Annotated in this window: 16 protein-coding genes and 1 pseudogene; 3 read left to right on the top strand and 14 right to left on the bottom strand. The window is 59.3% G+C overall.

What is annotated here, in order from left to right; genetic code table 11:
* Window positions 1–70: 70 nt before the first annotated feature.
* The 11 genes and pseudogenes from lnt to NVV72_06820 all read right to left on the bottom strand — a co-directional run bounded on the left by lnt (window position 71) and on the right by NVV72_06820 (window position 12,885).
* On the bottom strand, window positions 71–1,738 hold the full coding sequence (lnt, locus tag NVV72_06870; protein MCR6659065.1) for an apolipoprotein N-acyltransferase: 1,668 nt from the start codon (window positions 1,736–1,738) through the stop codon (window positions 71–73).
* Entirely contained in the window at window positions 1,731–2,651 is a 921-nt protein-coding gene (locus NVV72_06865) for a hemolysin family protein (protein MCR6659064.1), read from the bottom strand. Before NVV72_06865 ends, lnt begins: the two co-directional genes overlap by 8 nt.
* Entirely contained in the window at window positions 2,611–3,087 is a 477-nt protein-coding gene (ybeY, locus tag NVV72_06860) for an rRNA maturation RNase YbeY (protein ID MCR6659063.1), read from the bottom strand. The genes NVV72_06865 and ybeY overlap by 41 nt, the downstream gene beginning before the upstream one ends.
* A gap of 124 nt (window positions 3,088–3,211) precedes the next feature.
* Window positions 3,212–4,186, bottom strand: a complete 975-nt coding sequence (locus NVV72_06855) for a PhoH family protein (protein ID MCR6659062.1) — start codon at window positions 4,184–4,186, stop codon at window positions 3,212–3,214.
* Window positions 4,186–5,535 (bottom strand): tRNA (N6-isopentenyl adenosine(37)-C2)-methylthiotransferase MiaB, encoded by a 1,350-nt coding sequence (gene miaB, locus NVV72_06850; GenBank protein MCR6659061.1) that lies wholly within the window; start codon window positions 5,533–5,535, stop codon window positions 4,186–4,188. The genes NVV72_06855 and miaB overlap by 1 nt, the downstream gene beginning before the upstream one ends.
* Before the next feature lie 76 nt (window positions 5,536–5,611).
* On the bottom strand, window positions 5,612–6,025 hold the full coding sequence (locus NVV72_06845; protein ID MCR6659060.1) for a transcriptional repressor: 414 nt from the start codon (window positions 6,023–6,025) through the stop codon (window positions 5,612–5,614).
* 53 nt (window positions 6,026–6,078) lie between these two features.
* Window positions 6,079–6,522: a ribosomal protein S18-alanine N-acetyltransferase gene (gene rimI / locus NVV72_06840; GenBank protein MCR6659059.1), complete on the bottom strand. Its 444-nt coding sequence runs from the start codon at window positions 6,520–6,522 to the stop codon at window positions 6,079–6,081.
* A gap of 5 nt (window positions 6,523–6,527) precedes the next feature.
* Entirely contained in the window at window positions 6,528–7,181 is a 654-nt protein-coding gene (gene tsaB, locus NVV72_06835; GenBank protein MCR6659058.1) for a tRNA (adenosine(37)-N6)-threonylcarbamoyltransferase complex dimerization subunit type 1 TsaB, read from the bottom strand.
* Window positions 7,182–7,749: pseudogene (locus NVV72_06830) on the bottom strand (NifU family protein).
* 277 nt (window positions 7,750–8,026) lie between these two features.
* The gene (locus tag NVV72_06825) at window positions 8,027–8,419 is read right to left on the bottom strand and encodes an NAD-glutamate dehydrogenase (GenBank protein ID MCR6659057.1); all 393 of its coding nucleotides are present in this window, start codon (window positions 8,417–8,419) and stop codon (window positions 8,027–8,029) included.
* The gene (locus tag NVV72_06820) at window positions 8,344–12,885 is read right to left on the bottom strand and encodes an NAD-glutamate dehydrogenase (protein MCR6659056.1); all 4,542 of its coding nucleotides are present in this window, start codon (window positions 12,883–12,885) and stop codon (window positions 8,344–8,346) included. The genes NVV72_06825 and NVV72_06820 overlap by 76 nt, the downstream gene beginning before the upstream one ends.
* A 907-nt stretch (window positions 12,886–13,792) precedes the next feature.
* Between NVV72_06820 and NVV72_06815 the strand changes: the two genes are divergently transcribed.
* Entirely contained in the window at window positions 13,793–14,191 is a 399-nt protein-coding gene (locus NVV72_06815) for an MAPEG family protein (GenBank protein ID MCR6659055.1), read from the top strand.
* 75 nt (window positions 14,192–14,266) lie between these two features.
* Here the strand turns inward: NVV72_06815 and NVV72_06810 are convergent, their stop codons facing one another.
* The gene (locus NVV72_06810; protein MCR6659054.1) at window positions 14,267–15,412 is read right to left on the bottom strand and encodes an MltA domain-containing protein; all 1,146 of its coding nucleotides are present in this window, start codon (window positions 15,410–15,412) and stop codon (window positions 14,267–14,269) included.
* On the bottom strand, window positions 15,409–16,080 hold the full coding sequence (locus tag NVV72_06805; protein ID MCR6659053.1) for a Tim44/TimA family putative adaptor protein: 672 nt from the start codon (window positions 16,078–16,080) through the stop codon (window positions 15,409–15,411). Before NVV72_06805 ends, NVV72_06810 begins: the two co-directional genes overlap by 4 nt.
* Window positions 16,081–16,300: 220 nt before the next feature.
* Between NVV72_06805 and secB the strand changes: the two genes are divergently transcribed.
* Together secB and NVV72_06795 are read left to right on the top strand one after the other, a co-directional pair.
* Window positions 16,301–16,789: a protein-export chaperone SecB gene (gene secB, locus NVV72_06800; GenBank protein ID MCR6659052.1), complete on the top strand. Its 489-nt coding sequence runs from the start codon at window positions 16,301–16,303 to the stop codon at window positions 16,787–16,789.
* A gap of 248 nt (window positions 16,790–17,037) precedes the next feature.
* Window positions 17,038–17,430 (top strand): response regulator, encoded by a 393-nt coding sequence (locus tag NVV72_06795; protein ID MCR6659051.1) that lies wholly within the window; start codon window positions 17,038–17,040, stop codon window positions 17,428–17,430.
* Here NVV72_06795 and dnaQ read toward each other — a convergent pair.
* Complete coding sequence (gene dnaQ / locus NVV72_06790; protein MCR6659050.1) at window positions 17,427–18,125, bottom strand: DNA polymerase III subunit epsilon; 699 nt, start codon at window positions 18,123–18,125, stop codon at window positions 17,427–17,429. The two genes, NVV72_06795 and dnaQ, sit on opposite strands and share 4 nt — an antisense overlap.
* Between the last annotated feature and the right edge of the window lie 11 nt (window positions 18,126–18,136).

Raw genomic sequence — 18,136 nt, 5'->3', positions numbered from 1 at the left:
ACCGGCCAAACTGTATATTATACGCTAGCGCATAGCGAAACTGTTCACTTTGGGCTACATCTTTTTGCAATCAGGCCCGTTTTTTCGCAGATAAAGGCCGGTTTCCGACAGAAAAAGTCCCGCTAAAAACAATCAGGCTCAAGCAAAGCATGATAGCAAACACAGGATAAACATACCTCTGTTGTGCAAAAGCGGTAACATTTGCCTCGCCTGGTAAAGTTACGTCCATGTATCCCGCTACACCTAAACCTATTGCCGTGCCCGGAACAACTCTTCCCAGGGGATCTATAACGCCCGATATTCCCGTGGGGGTTGATCGAATCATGGGCAGCCCTTCCTCAATGGCGCGGAAGCTGGCGAGGTTGAGGTGCTGCACCGGTCCTGTCGTCGGGCCGAACCAGGCGTCGTTGGAGATGTTAATGATCCATTTGGGCCGCATTATGTCGTTTGGTCTGTAACTGGTCATATCCAGCGCCGGGAATATACCTTCGTAGCAAATCAGCGGCAAAACCCTGGGTATGCCTGGGAAGCTGTGCGGACGCGTGCGTTCGCCGGGCGTAAAGCTGTCATCGAAATGCGTCAGGGCCGACATGCCAAGCGGATTAAGGATATCCTGATAGGGCGTAAATTCACCGAATGGCACGAGCTTGAACTTGTTGTATGACCCGATGATGCGGGTCCGACCATTTTCGCGGTGCAGGGCCAGCATCGAATTGCGGTAGATCGGCTTGCCCGCCGCCGTCTTACCGTCTTCGCGGGATGTGCCGATCAGCAGGGACTGGCCATCGGTCAGCAGATCGGCCATGTCCTCGACCGTGCCCGTTCGCGGGTCCATCAGTTGTTCCCACATGATCGGCAGCGCGCCTTCCGGCCAGATGATCAGGTCCGGCGCGCGATGACCGGGCTTGGGCGGCGCCTTGCTCAGGCCGATATAAGAAAAGAATAGGTGGCTGAAATTGGCATTGTCCCACTTGGCGGCCTGGCTGACCGCCGGCTGCACGTAGCGGATGGCGTAACCGATATCGCCGACATGGGTGGTTATCAGCCGCACCTGACCGACGCTGAAACAGCCCAGAAGCGTCAGCGCACCGAAAATCGTCGGCGCATAACCCGCAGCGCCCTTTCCGCTCCGGATCACGCCGACACTTGAGAAGGCCAGCACAGTGACGAAGCCCAAGCCATAGACCCCGACATAAGCCGCCATCTGCGACATGGCGCTGCCCGCTTTCCAGGTCGATCCGGCCGGATTCCACGGAAATCCCGAAAGCACCATGCCGCGCGTCATTTCAAACACCGAAAACAGGGCCGCGAAGAAGACGAACCTGATCCAGCCCTTAGGCGCCAGCTTCAGGTAAAGCACCGCGAATCCGCCCCAGAACAGGCCGATACCGGCAGGCAGCAGCGTGGCGGCGGGAATGGCCATCCAGCCATAGGTTTCGGCATCGACCAGGAAGGCTTCCGCCACCCAGAAGCACGAGACAAGGAAGTAACAGAAGCCGGCCAGCCAGCCCATGAAGAAGGCGGTCCGTTTCGGCCAGTTACCGAGATGACATTCCAGCGCATAGAGCAACAAGCCATAGCCAAGCAGGCCGGGCAGGAAACCAAACGGCGGCTGCGCGAAGGCAATCAGCAGGCCGGATATCGCCGCCAACATACGCGGGCGCTTGCGCGGATCGCCCATGAAGGTGACCACCGGCGCCAGAAAGGGGTGTTTCAGAAACGCGGCCAGTCTAGTCATTGGCGGCCGTGATATCGCCGGGTGCCGGCGCCGGCAGCCGGCGATGCAGGCGCAGACGCTTGATACGGCGGGGATCGGCATCGAGCACCTCGATATCGAAGCCGGCATCGGCATAAGGCACGACCTCGCCGCGCTGGGGCACGCGCCCCGCCAGCACCGCCACCAGCCCGGCCAGGGTGTCGATTTCTTCCTCGGATTCTTCCGGATAGAGCTTTAGGCCGAGCTTTTCCTCCAGCGTCACCAGCTCGACGCGGCCATCGATCTCATATTGGCCATTGGGAAGCTCGCGCATTTCCTCATCGCCGGCCTCGTCATATTCGTCGTCTATATTGCCGACCACGGCCTCGATCAGGTCTTCGAGCGTCACCAGGCCATCCGTGCCGCCGAATTCATCGATCACCAGCGCCATATGGATGCGCTGGGCCTGCATCCGCAGCATCAGATCGGCCGTGGTCATGGAGGAGGGGACATAAAGTAGTTCACGGCGCAGGCGGTGCAGCACCGGTTCGGCCCAGTTCGGCGCCGCGCGGCCCGGCTCCGGGGCCAGCAGCTTGAGAACATCCTTGATATGGACGACACCGACCGGATCATCCAGCCCATCCCGATAGATCGGCAGGCGCGAATGTTCGCTCTCGATGCAGATGCGCACAACATCGGCAAGCGTACTCGATAGTTCGATGGCGACGATATCAACACGCGGCGTCATGACATCGGCGACGCTCAAGGACTGAAAAGCGCGGGCGTGATCGATCAGGTTGGCCGCGGCGGCGGCGCTGTTTTCGCTCTCAATGGAGTCCGTGCCGGATTTTTCCGCCGGCTTAGGCCTGATCCGGAAAAAGGATAGAAAAGACTTGCGAGGCGCGTCGTCTGGCTCAGCCATGTGTGTGTTCAGGTCCATAAGGATCGGCGACATTGAGGCTTTTCAGAATATCGCGTTCGAGATTTTCCATCTCTTCCGCCTCTTCGTCAGTCATGTGATCATAACCCAATAAATGCAAAGCGCCATGCACAGACAGATGAAGGACATGATTTTTCAGTGTCTTCTGCTGTTCGGCGGCCTCGCGCACACAGGTTTCCAGACCGAGCGCGATATCGCCCAGATGCGCCATGCCCTTCATTTTCGGGGCTGGGAAGCTGAGCACATTGGTGGGCGCGTTCTTCTGGCGATATTCCTTGTTGAGCGATTTCATCTCGGCATCATCGCACAGCAGCACGACAATATCGGTCTGTTCGGTCACATCAACGGCGTTGAGCGCCGCCAATATGCCGGTTTCAACCACTGACCGGGCATCCGGCAAGACATCGAGCCAGCCGTCTTCTTCGACTTCAATATCGATAAGGTGGGGAATTTCGTTCGGCATTTTTTCGCTCACGCTAACCTCACTGTGTTCGGCGCTACGCGGGTGCGCGCCATCAGGCGCGGCGCCCGATTGGGCGCTAAATAGCGAATATAGTTTTCATCCATATTCGCCATCAACTCTTATACTCATTATCATAAGCCCGGACGATACGCGCCACCAGTTCGTGGCGGACGATATCCTCGGCCTTGAGTTCGGCCTTGCCGACACCTTCGACCTGATCAAGCAGATGAACGGCATGGACCAGGCCGCTGTCACCGCGATTAGGCAGGTCGATCTGCGACGGATCACCGGTGACGACCATCTTCGAGCCTTCGCCGAGGCGGGTCAGGATCATCTTCATCTGCATCCGCGTGGTGTTCTGCGCCTCGTCGATGATGACATAGGCATAGGAGAGCGTGCGGCCGCGCATATAGGCCAGCGGCGCCACCTCGATTTCCCTGGTCTCGCGCTTCTTGGCCAGAAGCTGCGGCCCCAATATATCATCGAGGGCGCCCCAGATCGGCGTCAGGTAGGGGTCGATCTTCTCATTGAGGTCACCCGGCAGGAAACCCAGCCGTTCGCCGGCCTCGACCGCCGGACGGGTGATGATCAGCTTGTCGACAGCCCCCTTGAGCAGCAGGGAAACGCCATGCGCTACAGCAAGGAAGGTCTTGCCGGAGCCCGCCGGACCCAGGGCGAATACTAGGTCGTTGGAGGCCAGTTCATGGAGATAGGTCGCCTGACCGGCGGTTTTCGCGGCGATGGCGCCGTGCCGGCCCATGACGATTGTGTTGCGCTGATCGAGCGGTACGGCGGACTGAGTCTTTTCGGACTTGCCGCCCGTCAGTTGCGGCTGGTTGATCAGACGGCGGACATCGTCCTCGGTTATATCGATGCCCTGGTCATACATATCAGCGAGGGTCACGATGACTGCCTTGGCTTTCTGGCGCGCGCGGGCATCACCGGAGACGACCAGACCGCCGCCCGGCATCTCGACCAGCACCTTGAAGGCGCCCTCGATCATGGCGAGATAACGCTCTGAAGGCCCGACCACGGCGAGAACACAGGGGTCGGTCAGATTGATGAAATCGTCCTTCACGGCGGCCATCAGGCGAGTTCACCCTTCAGGCTGTTATTGCTGTTGGCGATGATCTTCACCTTGTGAATCTGCCCGATCAGATGGGCGGCATCTTCAACGAACACCGATTGCAGGTAGGGCGAGCGACCGATGGCCTGACCCGCCAAACGGCCCGGCTTGTCAAACAGGATATCCAGGGTCTGACCGATCAGCTTTTCCTTGAACGACTGCTGCTGTTCGATGATCAGGGCCTGCAGGGTGTGCAGGCGGGCATCGGCTACCTCATCCGGCACCTGACCGGGCATACCGGCGGCGGGCGTACCCGGACGCGGCGAATATTTGAACGAGAAGGCCGAGGCGTAACCGACGCGGCGGATCAGATCGAGCGTATCCTCGAAATCCTTGTCGGTCTCACCGGGGAAACCGACGATGAAATCGCCGGAAAGCGCCAGGTCAGGCCGTGCCGCTTTGATGCGGTCGATCAGGTCAAAATAAGCTTGCCGGCCGTGCTTGCGGTTCATGGCGCGCAGGATCTTGTCGGAACCGGACTGCACGGGCAGGTGCAGGTAAGGCATGACGGCGGGCAGATCACGGTGCGCGTCGATCAGGTCTTGCCCCATGTCGTTCGGGTGTGAGGTCGTATAGCGCAGGCGGTCAATACCTTCGATATCGGCGAGGGCATACATCAGTTTCGCCAGTGTCGATTCCGCCCCATCGGCATCGAGACCGTTATAGGCGTTGACGTTCTGGCCGAGCAGGGTCAGCTCGCGCACGCCCTTGGCAGCCAGCGCCTTTGCTTCATCGAGGATCGACTGGACCGGGCGTGACCATTCGGCGCCGCGTGTATAGGGCACCACACAGAAGGTGCAGAACTTGTCGCAACCCTCCTGCACAGTCAGGAAGGCGGCCGGGCCGGAGACGGTGCGATCAACAGTCAGGGCGTCGAACTTGGCTTCCGGCGCGAAATCGGCGGAGAGGCGCTCCCCCTTGGAACGGTGGGTGCGGGCAATCAGTTCCGGCAACTGGTGGTAAGCCTGCGGACCAACCACCAGATCGACCGCCGGGGCGCGGTTCATGATTTCCTTGCCCTCGGCCTGGGCCACGCAGCCGGCGACGGCGATGGTCATGCGCCCTTCACCGCGCGCTTCCTTTTCCTCACGCATTTCACGCAGGCGGCCGATCTCGGAATAGACCTTTTCGGCGGCCTTTTCGCGGATATGGCAGGTATTGAGCAGAACCAGATCAGCCCCTTCAGCCTTGTCCGACACCTCATAGCCCAACGGCCGCAGGATATCGACCATGCGCTCGCTGTCATAGACGTTCATCTGACAGCCGTAAGTCTTGATGTGGAGCTTCTTTAAGGGGGCGTGATCGTTCATCAGGGCGTTATGGTCGTTTGTGGACAGAAATTCAAGGTATGCAGGAGGCACAGCCTCCTGCACCCCTGCAAAACCTTTATTTCTCTTCGCCTAATGGCACCCCATAAAGCTCCAGTTTATGGCCGACCAGTTTGTAGCCCAGTTTTTCCGCCAAGGCCTCCTTCATCTTCTCGATTTCGGCATCGAAAAATTCAATTACCTGTCCCGTCTTGATATTGATGAGGTGATCATGGTGATCACTGCCGGCTTCTTCATAGCGCGAACGGCCATCACCAAAATCATGACGCTCGACCACACCAGCCTCTTCAAACAGGCGCACCGTGCGGTAAACCGTCGCCAGCGAGATGTTGGGATCAACCGCGGCGGCGCGATGATACAGTTCTTCGACATCCGGATGGTCTTCGGCCGCCGACAAAACACGCGCCACAACCCGGCGCTGGTCGGTCATTCGCATACCTTTTTCAATGCATTGTTGTTCTATGCGGTCCATGGCCGTAAGCTCCGGTATAGGCAAAAAGTCCCGCAAATGTATGGTGTTGCGCCTCAGAGCGCAAGCCTCAAGATATGGGCGTCCACCGGCGGTTTGTCCTTGCGGCTGTAATAGGCTTTCCGCCGGCCGGTCTTTTTGAAACCGACGCTTTCATAGAGGCGCAGCGCCGCCGGATTATCGATGGCCACCTCCAGGAACAGCGATTCTGCGCCCTCTTCCCGCAGGGCCTTGATGACCTGCTGAAGCAGCATCCGCGCCAAACCGCGTTTCTGGAAATCCGGATCGGTGCAGATGGTCAGGATTTCGCCCTCACCGGCCACCACCGTCATCACCACGAAGCTGACGATCTCGCCCTCGACCTCGAAAACATAGGTGCGATGGTGCGGCTTGATCAGCAGGTCGGCGAAAACCCCTTCGCTCCAGCCATAATCAAAGCACCGCGTATGGATGTGCTCCAGTTGCATGGACGGCGCGTCAAGCTGGCGGATCAGTGTCATAAGCGTCAGGCGTTCAGGCTGATAATACCGCGGGTCGAGGCAATGGCATCGGCTTCGCGCATATAGAGCGGGGTCAAATCATCGTGGCCCGCATCTACGGCCAGCTTTGAAATGGCGTCAAGCGATGGCCACGTTTGGGGGAATTCATCGGCTTCGGGCCAATAGTCGGCAAGGAGCGCGGCGGCCGGACCGGTCAGGATATTGACAGGATTCGCGGCTGCAAATTCGGCTATGGCCTCCGGCGCATGGACATCGAGCGTGACCGGCACGCCTTGCGGAAACCGCTGGACGTAAATCTGCCCGCGGCCGCCGTTCACCACCGCCAGACGGATTTTATCCCGCAGCTCCGCGTGATGGCCGAGCGCCTCCAGTGTGCCGATACCCTTCAACGGCACGCCCGCGCCCGCCGCCAAACCCTTAGCGAAGGACAGGCCAACCCGGACGCCGGTAAAGGAGCCCGGGCCAAGAGTAACTGCTATAGCGGTCAGGCCTTTGGCTTTGATCCCCGTCGCCTGAAACGCTTCCAGCGCCATAACCGGCAGGCGTTCCTGTTGGCCGCGCGTCATGCCCTCGGTGATGTCAAACAGGCAGGTCTCACCATCAAACAGCCCCAGGCCGCAGGCGTTCAGCGACGTGTCGATGACCAGCCGCAGAGCCAATTACAGCACCTGCTCGATGGACTTCACTTCTGGCACATAGTGCTTCATCAGGCTTTCGACGCCCTGACGCAGGGTGGCAGAAGACGACGGGCAACCGGAGCAGGCGCCGCGCATATGCAGGTAAAGCGTGCCGGAATCGAGATCGAAGCTGTCAAATTCGATATCGCCACCATCCTGGGCCACCGCCGGGCGGACACGTGTATCGAGCAGATCCTTGATTTCAGCGACGATCTGGCCCAATTCACCCTCATAGACGATCTCGTCCTTGGCGGTGACTTCGCGCAGGATCGGCTGGCCGCTGGAGTAGAAGTCCATGATGGCGGCCAGGATCGGCGGCTTGAGCTGGGCCCAGATCAGGTCCGAGTCCGGCGAACGCCGCACCGTCAGGAAATCGCCGCCGAAGAACAATCCGGCTACGCCATCGAGCGCAAACAGGCTCTCGGCCAGAGGGGGAGGCTTTCGCGTCTTCGACCGTGCGGAATTCCTTCGTGCCGCTCTCAAGCACGACCTCGCCTGGGATGAATTTGATGACATCGGGGTTCGGGGTGGATTCGGTCTGGATAAACATGACTGGGCCTTGAGCTTTAACTGAGCCGTAAATGGGCCTAAAGCGCCGGGATGACAAGGGGTATGTTCAGCAGAGGCTGGGCCGTAAGTCTAACCACGGATGATGCGCAAGCGCATCCGCACGGATGCCGCTGCGCGGCCACACGGATAAACACGGATTTCATGACAACCAAAAATAGCCGCCATAGACCCACAACAGGGTCAAAACAAAGATATCCGTGCTGATCCGTGCAGATGGCCAAAGGCCATCATCCATGTCTATCCGTGGTTAAACCTTACTACAACTTCGCCGCCCATTCGCGCAGCAGGGCATTGACGATGGTCAGCTTGGCGAAGCTCCAGCCGCCGGTTTCCATGTCAGCCATCATCTGCTGCAACGGCTCGATCAGCGTCTTGTTTTCGGTTTCCCAGTTCTCGATGATCTGGGCCGGGCTTTCAGAGGGCGACATGCGGGCCATCATGGTCTTCACCACCGTTTTCTGCTCGGCCAGCACATCCTCGATCAAACGGCGGGTGGCCATGCGGTCCCATGGATCGTGGGAGGCCAGATTGCCGGCGCCGGCCTGCAGACCGTCAAAGCCGAAATGCGCGCCGGTCAGGAAATAAAGCTCCGCCGTCCTGTCGAGCGGCTTTTTTCTTTTCCGCCGCCAGGTCGATGATATCCGACGCATGGTGGAAGGCGCTGAGGCGCGTGATCCGCGCCGCCAGATCGGCCGGGCAACCCAGCGCTTCCAGTTCCGCCACGCGATCGGCCAAGCGGGCCTTGATAGCGCCGGTAAAGGCCGCATCCCCCTCGGGCCAGCAGATTCGAAAGCCCTTCCGCATAAGGTTTCAGCATGGCGGCCAGATCGATGGTCTGCCCGGCATGACGTCGCGCGATCCAGTAGGTCTGGTGGCGGACAAAGCTGGCCAGATCGCTGTAAAGCGCGGTCTGCGCCTCTGCCGGTATCTGATTGTCGAGCGCGTTGACCTCGCTCCACAGCACATTGATACCGAACAACTGACGCGTGGCCTCGAACGCCCGCACCAGGGCCGAGGTATCTACGCCAGCGCCGTGGGTCAGGCGCATGGCGAAGCTCGGTCCGCAGACATTGACGATTTCGTTGCTCACCACCGTGGCGATGATTTCACGATGCAGGCGATGCTTGCGGATGGCGTCGGTATAGCCGTGCAAAGCCGGCGGGAAATAGCGCACCAGCACCGGTTCAAGTCCGGCATCATCCGGCGCATCACCCGCCACGATATCATCGAACAATACCAGCTTGGCGTAGGCGGTGATGACCGCCAGTTCCGGGCGATACAGGCCATGGCCGGCGGTTTTGCGCGCCTCCAGCACCGAATTGGCCGGCAGGCCCTCGACCTTGCGATCGAGACGGCCGCGCTTTTCGAGGCCCGACATGAACGCCTGTTGCGCGCTGTTGTCCTCGGCCGAGGTCGCTTCCTGGAGCGACAGGGCCAGCGTCTGGTCGTAATTGTGCTTCAGCACATGGCGGGCCACATCGTCGGTCATGCTGGCCAGCAGGTCATCACGCGCCTCCGGTTTCAGCTTGCCGGAGGCGATGACCTGGCTGAGCAGGATCTTGATATTGACCTCGTGGTCGGAGCAATCGACGCCGGCGGAATTATCGATGGCGTCGGTATTCAGCCGCACGCCATTTTCGGCACAGGATATCCGTCCGGCCTGGGTCACGCCCAGATTGGCGCCTTCGCCTATGACCCTGGCGCGCACCTCATTGCCATCGATGCGGATGGCGTCATTGGCCTTGTCACCTACGTCAAGGTGCGCTTGTGCCGGCGCCTTGATATAGGTGCCGATACCACCGAAATAGAGCAGTTCGACGCGCGCCTTCAGAATGGCCTGCATCAGCTCGAAAGGTGATACTTCGTTGGCCTCTAGATCAAGCAGCGCCTTGATTTCCGGTGACAGCGGGATCGATTTCTGACTGCGCGGGAAGACACCGCCGCCCTTCGAGATCAGGTCCTTGTTGTAATCCTGCCAGCTTGAGCGCGGCAGGGCAAACATGCGCTGGCGTTCGGCGAACGATCTGGCCGGATCGGGACTGGGATCAATAAAGATATCGCGGTGATCGAAGGCGGCGACCAGAAGCGTCTTTTCGGACAGCAACATGCCGTTGCCGAAGACATCGCCCGACATATCGCCGACACCGGCCACCGTGAAGGTTTCCGACTGGATATCCTTGCCCATTTCGCGGAAGTGGCGCTTGACCGCTTCCCAGGCGCCGCGCGCCGTAATCCCCATGGCTTTGTGGTCGTAACCGACCGATCCGCCCGAGGCGAACGCGTCGCCCAGCCAGAAATTGTAATCGGCCGATACGCCATTGGCGATGTCGGAGAAGGTGGCCGTACCCTTGTCGGCGGCAACGACCAGATACGGATCGGGATCGTCCCAGCGGATGACATCGGCCGGCGGCACGATATTTCCCTTGCCATCAAGATTATCGGTGAGATCAAGGAGGCCCGACAGGAAGGTTTTGTAAGCGATGATGGCGGCGTTTTTCACCTCGTCTGGCGTGCCAGTCTTAGGCAGTTTCTTCGGGAAGAAGCCGCCTTTCGAGCCGACCGGCACAATGACCGCATTCTTGACCTGCTGCGCCTTGACCAGGCCCAGCACCTCTGTGCGGAAGTCATCCTTGCGATCGGACCAGCGCAGACCCCCGCGCGCCACCGGACCGAAGCGCAGGTGGACGCCTTCGACGCCCGGCGACCAGATGAAAATTTCACGATAAGGCTTGGGTTCAGGCAGGTCAGCCAGTTCGCGGCTGGCCACCTTGAAGGAAATATAGGGCTTGGGATTGCCGTCCGTTCCCGTCTGGAAATAGTTGGTGCGCCGCATGGCGCCGATCAGCGCGGCCAGGCGGCGCAGAACGCGGTCATGATCGAGGCTGGCGACCTTTTGCAGCAGGGTATCGATATTTTGTGTGGCCGCTTCCACGGCGGTCAGGCGCAGTTTCGCGTCGCCGCCATCCAGGGCGAACTTGGCATTGAAAAGCGCCAGCAGGGCCTCGACCACCTGGGGATTTTCGCGCAGGGCCGCTTGCTGGATATCGAGGCTGGGGTCGAGGCCCGACTGGACGCGATAGCGGCAGAAAGCGCGCAACAGGGCGACTTCGCGCCACGATTGCCCGGTCAGGGCCAGGGCGTTGAAACCATCATCCTCGGTCTTGCCATACCACAGGGCCAGCAGGGTCTCTTCGAACTCGTCACGGAAATCGGCAAAGGCGCCGGCGTGGCCGCGCGGCAGCTTCAGGATAAATTCATGCACCCAGTAGGTGCCGATCGCCTCCGAACGGACGTGATAGCCGTATTCCTCCAGCGTCTTCACGCCCATATTGCCGAGTACCGGCAGGATATCCGACAGCGGAATGGCCTTTTCGGCGCGGGTATAGAGCTTGAAACAGAAGATGTTCTCAGAATCTTCCAGCCGCTGATAGGCCCGGACATTGACCGGTGCATCGATCGAAAGCGCGTTAAGAACCGTTGTATCGATGACGGCCTCGGCCGGCGTATAGCGATCCTGGTAGCCGGCGGGGAAAGCCGCCGCCCAGGTCATCCAGTTGAGACCTTTCGCCGCCTTTTCCTGCCGTGCCACCTGCGCCTCGACTTTTTGGGGCCAGGTGCGGGTGATATTCTCGATATCGGCCTCGACATCGGCGATATTCGGATCGAAGTGATCGCCGGGGGTAACGCCGATAATGTAATGGATGCAGGACAGCAGCGAATCCGAGATATAGCTGTAGGACGCCGAAACCCGGCCACACCACGCGGCCGCCAGAATGTCTCCGGCCTGTTTCTGCATCTGCGACTGGTAGATTTCACGCGGAATATAGAGCATCACCGAAATGAAACGGTCGAAAGGATCAGTGCGGGTAAACAGCTTGACGCGCGGACGATCGCTGAGGTGCAATATGCCGCGGGCGATACGCAGCAATTCCTGCTCGGTCATCTGGAATAACTCGTCGCGCGGATAGGTCTCGACGATGTTCTTCAGGCGCTTTTCATTATAACCGCCCTGGAGACCCAGCGCCGTCGCTTCATGCAGCACATGCTCGGCCTTTTTACGCACAAGCGGCACCTCGAAGGCTGGCCGGTCATAGGCTTCAGACGTGAAAAGGCCGACAAAGCGAACTTCGCCGGACGCCTTGCCATCGGAGCCATAACGCTTCACCCCGATATAATCCATATAGACGCGGCGGTGGACGCGGGACTTGAGATTGGCCTTGGCCACCGTCACCGGTTCGGAATTTTCCAGTTGCGTCATCAGTTGCTGGCTGAGCACCGCCGGCTCGCTTGAGCGCCGCAGCACGGCGCGGTTGGCATCGCGCAGCACGCCGAAGCCTTCCTGCATCTGGTTCAGCGGCTCCTCGCGGGCGTATGATCCATCATCAGCGCGTGGATAGGCATAGCCGCGGGCGCCCAGAAAAACAAAATGGTTCTCATCGATCCAGCGCAGGAAGGCGAGGTTTTCCTCCAGGGTCGCCGTATCAATACCGGGATTTGTGCGCTGACGTTCGAGCGCCTCGATCTCATCGGCCAGAAGCTTCTGCATTCGCGGGAAATCGCGCACCGCCAGCTTCAGGTCGTTCAGGCTCTGGTCGATGCCATCAATGATCTGGGTATGACGTTCAACACTTTGGCGCTCGATGAAGACCAGCATCATCGACTCTTTCGAATCATCGCCCGTCTTGCTGCGGTTGCCGTCGAAATCACGGTGCGTGGTCACCACCGGATGGAACATCGAGCGGATAGAGACGCCCTGGTCGATCAGTTCACCCATCACCGTTTCGACGATGAACGGCGAGTCGCCCTGCACAATCTCGACCGCATCATATCCCGTGGGCTGGCCTCGGCCATCGAGCACCGGCATGATGCGCCGCAGGGTCTGGGCGCCATCGCGCCGGGCGCCATACTGCCAGAAGCCATCGATGATACGATTGAGATCACCGGCGTCGAGGCCCGGCAGTTCGTCGGCGTCGAAATCTTCCAGTATCTGGGTCAGAAAATTTTTCTCACACTCGTCAAGCCTGAGGAAATCCTTCGCTCCCCGGCTGGCTATGAATGCCCTGGTCAGGGCGTCTTTCGAGGGAGATTGGCTTTCGCCGGGGATGAGCGTGTCCATGTGTATTTCCACTTGATCCTGACCGCGAGTGCCGGGTGGCGCCGGTTCACGGTTCGTTATTATAGGCGCCGAGATGGAGCCGGAGTATGCGACGCAATCTTTAACAAAAGCCCGCAACGGTTTCACTACAAAGTTGCTCAGGCAACGGGATTTTGTGATCACTTTATTGGCGCTCAGACGGCGCGGGCCTCCTCGCATCAGCTCGGGCGGGCCTTGCCCTTGCGAACGCTTTGCGTCCGGAAATGCGCTCAAGCGACGAACATTTTAGAAGATCACGGAAAGGCACAGAAGAAGACGGAAATACACGGAATGTGAGTATGCTGGTGTCCTTGTGCCGAAGGCGACAACATACTTGTGAAAGAGACGTGAAAAAGGACGCTTCGCAGCGATGTGTCCATGCGAAGAATTCCGTGTATTTCCGTCTTCTTCTGTGCCTTTCCGTGATCCACTTTCGCTGATGTCAAAACAAAATGAAGCCCTGACTATCGCCCAGTAAAAAGCCGCCAATCCGGCGGGGGACTGGCGGCTTTGGCGCAAAAACCCTTTATGGGGGGAAGGGGTCTTTGCGTCTCGGTTCGAGGCCGACGCACCGGGGGGATGGTGCGCCGCCTCTCGTTTTTGACCTTTCCGCACGGTCCGGGCGGGGCATAGCCTGATACCGGCGGGCCACCCGGTCGAACCTGGATGACGGATCAACTTTTACCATTTCATACCGGCTATAACCAGTGGTTCGGTATCACAGTTCTGTGCGGGAAATGTGTGAAATGCGTGTTCGGAGCGCATACGCTCCCATCAGATCGACGCTGCAAACGCACGAAAAACATGGCCGGCCGTTATGGTTTATGCGGCGTTATTCAATCTTAATTTAGCTTTTGGCGGTTAGGTTACGGGCACGATGATACAACCCGTGCTCGCGCTTGTTGCCTGGTCGATGATCATGCTTGTCTGGCTCTATGTCCGCAGGCTGCCCGCGCTTGTCCGCTACGCCATATCGGAAGCCCGCCTGCAAAGCGGTGAGGCCATCCGCCAGATGCCGCCCCAGGCGCAATGGGCCGCCGACAATTACAACAACCTGATGCAGCAGCCGACCCTGTTCTATGCGCTGTGCCTCGGCATTTTCCTGAGCGGTTTGTCTAATCCCGGCATGGAATATCTCGCCTGGCTCTATGTTGCCTTGCGCATCATCCATTCCGTCGTGCAATCGACCGCCAATATCACCACCATCCGCTTCTGCCTGTTCCTGGCAAGTTCGGGTGTTTTGGGGATCTTGTGCTTCGATGCCCTGCGAATAGCCTTTCATTTTTAGAGCTCAAGCGCCGCATGGCTCGCCGCAAAGGCGGCGACGGGCAGTCGCCCTTGCCGAATGCTGACGCATTCGGAGTTAATTGCCTGTATAGGGCACCAGCCGCCACATGCGCAGGGTATGCTTGATACGGCCGGCTTCCGATCCGGCGCGCTGGCCATGACCGACATAGAGGTCTGCCCGTATCTTGCCCTTGATCGCCCCGCCGGTATCCAGCGCCGCTACCATGCGCTGATAGGTCGGGAACGGATCCTTGAGCGCGCCGGCATCGGCGTCGATCCAGAACAGGTCGCCCATGTCGTTCTGCGTCGGGTCGATAGCAATGGCCGATCCCGAAGGCAGGGCCAGGCCCGAGGCGCCGACCGGCTCGGTCTGGTCCGGTTGGATGGCGAAAAAGCCATAGCGCGGATTGGTGTTCATGATCTCAGTCGCTTCCGGCCCGCGATGCGCCGCCAGCCAGGCGTGGATATTGTCGCCGGAGGTCTGGGTTTTGTCGAGGATACCGCGCTCGGTCAAGGTCTTGGCAATGCCGACAAACGGCCAGCCATTATCGGCGGCATAGGCGGCATAGACACGTTTGCCATCGGGCAGATCAAGGAAGCCAGACCCCTGAAGCTGCATGAAGAAATAATCTTCCGGCCGCATATAATATTGCGCATTTGCAGGGAGCTGTTCGATCTCGGCGCGGGTGAAGTAGGGGACGTAGAGATCGCCCAGCCGGCGCGCCGCTACCTTCGGCGCCGAAGAGGCCGGCGTCATCTGTGATCCTGGCACATAGACCAGATCAGCAGGCTTGGTACGCACCGGCTGAGAAAACTCGGCATCCGGCGTCAGTTGCGCGTCATAGTCCGGCACGAAATAGCCGGTCAGCAAACCTTGGCCCTCCACCTTCTCGACGCGGAAATGCACGTTGAGGAAAGCCATGATCTGCTGAGGTGTCTCGAAATCCTGGCGGGCCATGGCAGCGCAGATATCGGCGTACTGGCGGCCCTTTTTATACTGGCAGGTGGCGCGCAGGGCCTCGATGGCGATGAAGGGATCGGTATTTTCCCAGCCGGGCAGGTCAGACAGGCGCGCACCTTCGGGAACGGGCGTCGGCAGGTAGACCGGCGGCACTTCAGGCGCCTTGGGCGGCGTCACCACCGGCGGCGTGACCGGTCTTTCGGCGCAGGCAACCACCAGCAAGGCCAGCAGACCAAGCGCAAAACCTGACCTCAACCTCACGCCTTGGCCGCCTCTACCTTGGTGAGCAACCAGGGATTGGCAGGGTTTTTCATGACCTTCTGGAAGGTCCAGTATTCAGCGGTGCGCTTATAGGTACGGTGCGGCTTGACCGGCTCGGCCTTTTTATCCGGCGTGGTGACAGGCACGGCGGCATCCGTGGTCTCGCCCGGTACAGCCACCTCTTCATAGGCCAGTTCGGACAGGAAGCGGACGCGGATCTGCGCCAGGTCTTCCTTGAAATCGATCAGGTCGAGATCCGCCTTTGGCGTATCGACGAAACTGACCGTATCCTTTGGCGCGCCAGTACGCCGGCCTATGGCGTCGCGGAAACTGGTCAATACGCGTTCTGACAAACGGTCCCTGATCGGATCGAGTTCGCCCTTATGAAAGGCGATCACCACCTGCTCATAGGTTTCGCGGGCCTTTTCCAGGAAGTTGATCTCGTTGAAATTGACGTCGCGCGTCTTCAGGGTTTCGAGATTGGGCATCCGCATCCCTTCGGGTACGCGCTCGGCACGCACGGCGGCATCCAGCTCCTCACCCTTGGGGCCCGCCGGCTTTTCTTCCGGACGGAAACCCGTCTTGCGGCCCAGCACATTATAAAGCTGCAACAGGATCACCACAGCCAGCACGGCAAAAACAACGAGGGCTATCACTTGGGTGTTCACGGGAAACGTCTCTTCTGTTTTCGAATCTGGCTTTTTCGGGCCGGCAGACATATTTGGGCGCCTTTCGGGCACCCGGATGGTAACTATATAGGATAAGTTTAAGGAAACGGAACTCTTCGTTTGATTGCTTAAAATTTTCTTATCTGATAGTCGCATTTCCACACATGTCGGGCGCGGCCGTTTTCCACCCCGACACATTCGATTACCGGAGCCTGTTTTTATGTCTGACGCCTTCACGCCCGAGCGCACCCCCGAACAACCGCCCGCCCCGCAAATGCAGGTTCTGGCGCAATTCATCCGCGACTTCTCGTTCGAAAACCCCCGCGCGCCCAATTCCCTGCGCATGGATTCGCGGCCGGAAGTCGATCTCGGCGTCGAAATGAGCGCGAAAGGCCGTCCGGACGGCATGTTTGAGGTTGATATCAAGCTGACCGTGAAAGCCTCGACACCCGAAGGCCCGATGTTCGCCATCGAACTGGTCTATGGCGGCCTGTTCCAACTCGGCAATATCCCCGAACAGATGATCGAGCCGACCCTGCTCGTCGAATGCCCGCGCTATCTCTTCCCGTTCGCCCGCCGCATCATCGCCGATGCCACGGCCGATGGCGGCTTCACCCCGCCCTTCTTCCTCGATCCGATCGATTTCGGCGCGCTGTACCTGCAGCAAAAGGGCAATATCCAGTCGCAGCAGACCGTAGGTCAGGCTTAATCGCTTAAGCGATCAAGCCTTTTTGCATAAGAGATACCTCGCATCGGGACTAGGCGTCCCCCTCGGGCGCGCCTTGTGCTTGCCAAACGTTGAAGCGTTTGGAAATCAGAGTTTGTGGCTATCTTCGTAAAGCCCGGTGGTGACGCCGGGCTTTTTTGCGTCCTCAGCAAAGCCACAGCGATTTTTTATATCACGCGCGGTAAAGGGACGCCCCGCGTAAATTCGCCAGTTGAAACCTGTCCTTATCGATGTCTGAAAATTCTGCCCTGCGTGTACTGGTCGTTGATGATAACCAGGCATCCGCCGATACCCTGCACTGGACGGTCGAACTCTTCGGCGACACGGTCAAAAGCTGTCATGACGGCAAGACCGCGCTGAAAATGGCTGCGGACTTCCGGCCCGATGTTATTCTGCTCGATATCGGTATGCCCGGCATGGACGGCCTTCAGGTTTGCGAAGCCCTGCGTGCCATGCCGGACCTGAAACATGTCAAGATTATCGCCCAGACCGGCTGGGGTGATGAACACATGCGCCGAAAAACCGCCACCGCCGGTTTCGACCTGCACCTGGTCAAGCCCGTCGATCCGCATGTGCTCGAAGACATGCTGTGGCTGCTGCGCTCCGGACGCAAGGCGGCTTAACCACCGGCCGGCCAGAGCGCCTTGTCTTTCAGGTATTTTTTGACAAACGCCTCATGCGCCTCGGCTTCCGCGGCCGTTATTCTTGAAGCCAGCGGACGCGGACGCGGCGCATAACCGGTATGGTTGGCCGTGGCCGCGGCACTGGCCCGTGCGCCGGCCATTTCGAGATCGAGCCCGCGTTCCTTGCCGCCCAGCAGTTCGAGGTAAACACTGGCCAACAGCCGGGCATCGATCAGGGCGCCGTGCAGATCACGTTCGGCCAGGGAAATATTGAAGCGCCGGCACAGGGCATCGAGCGAATTGGCCGCGCCCGGAAATTTCAGGCGCGCCATTTCCAGGGTATCGATCCACTGGTGATCCGGTGGAAAGGGACGACTGTGCCGCTCCAGCTCCATATTGATGAAGCCGCGGTCGAACGAAGCATTGTGCGCGATGATCTTGCGGTCGCCGATAAATTCCAGCAGTTCGTCGCAAATCTCGGCCATCTTCGGCTTGCCGCGCACCATTTCATTGGTGATGCCGTGAACCCGGATCGCATCCGCCTCGATTTCCCGTTCCGGATCGATATAGCGGTGATAGGTCCGACCGGTCGGCAACAGGTCTTCAATCTCGATGCAGCCGATTTCGATCAGGCGGTGACCCTTGCGGTGGTCAATGCCGGTGGTTTCGGTGTCGAGTACGATTTCAAGCGCCATGATCTGTGTGT

The sequence above is a fragment of the Asticcacaulis sp. genome (genome assembly GCA_024707255.1).
GTDB lineage: Bacteria > Pseudomonadota > Alphaproteobacteria > Caulobacterales > Caulobacteraceae > Asticcacaulis.
Note: the sequence above shows the minus strand (reverse complement) of the source record. Positions and strands in the feature narration are given on the sequence as shown.

What these genes read in the sequence shown, in the direction of transcription:
- lnt (MCR6659065.1), bottom strand. Translation starts at nt 1,738, where the DNA reads ATGACTAGACTGGCCGCGTTTCTGAAACACCCCTTTCTGGCGCCGGTG.
- NVV72_06865 (MCR6659064.1), bottom strand. Translation starts at nt 2,651, where the DNA reads ATGTCGCCGATCCTTATGGACCTGAACACACACATGGCTGAGCCAGAC.
- NVV72_06855 (MCR6659062.1), bottom strand. Translation starts at nt 4,186, where the DNA reads ATGGCCGCCGTGAAGGACGATTTCATCAATCTGACCGACCCCTGTGTT.
- miaB (MCR6659061.1), bottom strand. Translation starts at nt 5,535, where the DNA reads ATGAACGATCACGCCCCCTTAAAGAAGCTCCACATCAAGACTTACGGC.
- NVV72_06845 (MCR6659060.1), bottom strand. Translation starts at nt 6,025, where the DNA reads ATGGACCGCATAGAACAACAATGCATTGAAAAAGGTATGCGAATGACC.
- rimI (MCR6659059.1), bottom strand. Translation starts at nt 6,522, where the DNA reads ATGACACTGATCCGCCAGCTTGACGCGCCGTCCATGCAACTGGAGCAC.
- NVV72_06825 (MCR6659057.1), bottom strand. Translation starts at nt 8,419, where the DNA reads ATGCGTCGGATATCATCGACCTGGCGGCGGAAAAGAAAAAAGCCGCTC.
- NVV72_06820 (MCR6659056.1), bottom strand. Translation starts at nt 12,885, where the DNA reads ATGGACACGCTCATCCCCGGCGAAAGCCAATCTCCCTCGAAAGACGCC.
- secB (MCR6659052.1), top strand. Translation starts at nt 16,301, where the DNA reads ATGTCTGACGCCTTCACGCCCGAGCGCACCCCCGAACAACCGCCCGCC.
- NVV72_06795 (MCR6659051.1), top strand. Translation starts at nt 17,038, where the DNA reads ATGTCTGAAAATTCTGCCCTGCGTGTACTGGTCGTTGATGATAACCAG.
- dnaQ (MCR6659050.1), bottom strand. Translation starts at nt 18,125, where the DNA reads ATGGCGCTTGAAATCGTACTCGACACCGAAACCACCGGCATTGACCAC.